Genomic DNA, 2,998 nt, shown 5'->3' with positions numbered 1-2,998 from the left:
ACGCAAGGAGACGGTGGAGCGTTCCTTTGCCGATGCCAAGCAGTTGCATGGACATCGCTATGCCAGGTTCCGTGGCCTCCTCAAGGTCAGATGGCAATGCCTGCTGGCCGCGAGTGCCCAGAACATCAAGAAGATCGCAATGGCGCTCACCAAAGGGCCAAAACCGGCCAGCGCGTGAGCCGGATACACCCTTCTCAATCTGCGTCAAAACTCTGCCGCCCAAAACAGCATACTTTCCAGAACAAAACCCGCCGAAAATATCGGCGGGTTTGTCAGCGGTCTGAGGGGCCCGCAGGGCCCCTTCAGATTCACGTGCGTCAGGCAAATCAAGAGTTGCCCTTCAGACGCGCATTGCAAAGGCTGTAATAACCACCGCCCTTCTGCACCCACTTCAGGCCACCCAGCGCATTGGCGTCCTTCAAAGCGTGGTATTGATCGAGACAGGTGTGCATGCGAGCCTTGCCGGCGGATTCACTGGAATACTTCGCCGACACGGCGGTCGGGAACTTCACACCCTTCGGCGCGGCAATCGTCGGAGCAGCAGGTTCGGAATTGCCGTCCGTGCTGAGCGCAACCGGATCTGCGCCCGGACCACACTCAGCCTTGCGGAAATCGTTCCACTTCGCGCCATTGTCCGTACCGGCGTCCTTCGCTGCCTGATACTTCGCACTGCACTGTTTCATCGTCAGGCCCTTGGCGCTGTCGTCCGCTGCTGGAGCAGCGGTCTTCTTGGCTGGGGCAGCAGCTGCGGGCGCAGCCGGGGTTGTAGCAGCGGCTGCGTCGTCACCGCACTGAGCTTTGCGGAAATCGTTCCACTTCATGTTGCCAAGCGTGCCGGCATCCTTGGCCGATTGATACTTTGCGCTACATTCTTTCATCGTCAGCGCATTGGCAGGCGATGAAAAAGCGAACGCGGCGGCACTCATGATAATGGCTGTGCCGGCCATGGTTGTGATGGATCGAATAGACATCTTGTCACTCCTGTCGAATGCAGCTCTTGCAATCACCCGGCATGTTTCATGCCTTGCGATCTTGCTAATATAGAAGAACGGCAGACGTAATCGTTGCTCCAACCCGTTCCGCTTATACGTCAACATTGCGCCTCGCGAAGTTGACTGTCAATCATCTTCGCAATATTAACCTCGGCTCCAATACAAATTTTCTAACGAACTTTCTTTGCTCGTTATGGTCATGCGGACGTCGTGAAGTAAAATTATAGTACTTCGCACCTCATGTCCGATTTTTATTCGAACAGAGTTAAAATCCGGAAACGAGGCAGGTGATGAAGCGGATCATGATCATTGGTGGCGCCGGTTCCGGAAAATCGAGCCTCGCGCGTGCGCTCGGCGGCATTACCGGATTACCGGTCGTTCATATCGATACCCTCTATTGGCAGCCTGGCTGGGTCATGCGGCCACGCGATGAGATCGGCCGCCTCACCGTCGAAGCGGCAGATCAGGATGCATGGATATTCGAGGGCAATCATAGCGAAACTATGAATTATCGAGCCTCTCGCGCGGATATGCTCATTTTTCTCGATATATCAACCGGGCGGCGACTATGGCGGGTCCTGAAAAGAACCGCAAAGCATTATGGCTGCTCTCGTCCGGATATGGCGAAAGGCTGCGTGGAGCGCTTCGACTGGGACTTCCTGAAATGGGTGGCGGGCTATCGCAAGAACGGTCGTATTCGCGCGCTCGCCTTCCTGGACAAGGCACCTCGACATCTCGTCAAGCACCATTTGCGCAGTCAGCGTGACGTGGAGCGCTTTTTCTCGCAAATGAGGCGCGAAATAAAATAAAACAATCGCCCTCTCCGGTTGCGATAAATCCACAAAGCGGACCGCGAAATAACAATATTTCAAGCGGTGCGGAGGACCAAAGCGGCTGTTATATTAGCTCGTCTCCCAAGACTTTACGCTGCGTGCTCTGGCCTCCCCATCTGCACAGCGCGAACGCATGCACGCCGGATTTCTTTCCGGCATAGTAATCTTCTTGCCGGTCCGCCGGCTTTTCGCTGTTCTGGAGCTTACCCGTGGCCGATATCGCTGATAACGCCGCCCCACTCATCGATGCGTCAAAATCCGCCGCGCTCGACCGTCACCACCTCTATGAAGATGCGATGGCGATGCTGATCGGCACATCGTTCATCGCTCTGGGCATTACGCTTTACAGCCAAGCCGTACTGATGACGGGCAGTACTGCGGGTATTGCCCTGCTCATCCAATATGCGACGGGCACGGAATTCGGTTTGCTCTATTTCCTGATCAATCTGCCGTTCTACTACTTCGCGGTGCGTCGAATGGGCTGGGCATTCACAATCAGAACCTTTGTCGCAGTGGCGATGATGTCCGGTTTTGCGCGATTGATGCCACTGAGTGTTGATTTCTCAAGCGTCCATCCGCTTTTCGCCGCACTGATGGGCGGCACATTGATGGGTATGGGCGTGCTGGCGCTCTTCAGACATCGTTCCGGTGTCGGCGGCGTCAACATTCTGGCGCTCTATCTACAGGACACCTATGGGATAAGAGCCGGCTGGTTTCAGCTCGGCCTTGATGGACTGATCATGCTGGCCTCGCTGTTCTTTATTCCGTGGGAAAATATGGCGCTTTCCCTGATCGGCGCGATTGCGATGAATCTGATAATCGCGATCAACCACAAGCCCGGTCGCTATCTCGGCATAAGCTGAACAACAAAAAGCCGCCCGACGGCGGCTCAGACCGCTGACAAACCCATCGATATTTTCGACGGGTTTTGTTCTGGGAAGTATGCTGGTTTGGGCGGCAGAGTTTTGACGCAGATTGAGAAGGGTGTATCCGGCTCATGCGCTGACCGGTTTTGGCCCTTTGGTGAGCGCCATTGCGATCTTCTTGATGTTCTGGGCACTCGCGGCTAGCAGGCATTGCCATCTGACCTTGATGAGGCCACGGAACCTGGCATAGCGATGTCCATGCAACTGCTTGGCATCGGCAAAGGAACGCTCCACCGTCTCCTTGCGT

5 protein-coding genes are annotated in these 2,998 nt (G+C 55.4%); 3 read left to right on the top strand and 2 right to left on the bottom strand.

Annotation, left to right across the window (positions count from 1 at the left end; genetic code table 11):
• Positions 1–178: transposase (locus F9K78_RS21745; protein WP_208851951.1), on the top strand; the 178-nt coding region annotated here is incomplete at its 5' end.
• Positions 179–326: 148 nt separating this feature from the next.
• On the opposite strand, the gene F9K78_RS21740 is transcribed toward F9K78_RS21745, so the two are convergent.
• Positions 327–971 (bottom strand): antifreeze protein, encoded by a 645-nt coding sequence (locus F9K78_RS21740; protein ID WP_151682753.1) that lies wholly within the window; start codon positions 969–971, stop codon positions 327–329.
• Between the two features lie 311 nt (positions 972–1,282).
• Between F9K78_RS21740 and F9K78_RS21735 the strand changes: the two genes are divergently transcribed.
• Positions 1,283–1,801, top strand: a complete 519-nt coding sequence (locus F9K78_RS21735) for a P-loop NTPase family protein (protein ID WP_151682752.1) — start codon at positions 1,283–1,285, stop codon at positions 1,799–1,801.
• 233 nt (positions 1,802–2,034) lie between these two features.
• Positions 2,035–2,688, top strand: coding sequence for a YitT family protein (locus F9K78_RS21730; RefSeq protein WP_151682751.1), 654 nt, complete (start codon positions 2,035–2,037; stop codon positions 2,686–2,688).
• Positions 2,689–2,820: 132 nt separating this feature from the next.
• On the opposite strand, the gene F9K78_RS21725 is transcribed toward F9K78_RS21730, so the two are convergent.
• A partial coding sequence (locus F9K78_RS21725; protein WP_208851950.1) for a transposase occupies positions 2,821–2,998 on the bottom strand: 178 nt, incomplete at its 5' end.

The organism is Brucella pseudintermedia (assembly GCF_008932435.1).
GTDB classification, from domain to species: domain Bacteria; phylum Pseudomonadota; class Alphaproteobacteria; order Rhizobiales; family Rhizobiaceae; genus Brucella; species Brucella pseudintermedia.
The sequence above is the reverse complement of the archived record's forward strand: the minus strand, read 5'-3'. Positions and strand labels throughout refer to the sequence as shown.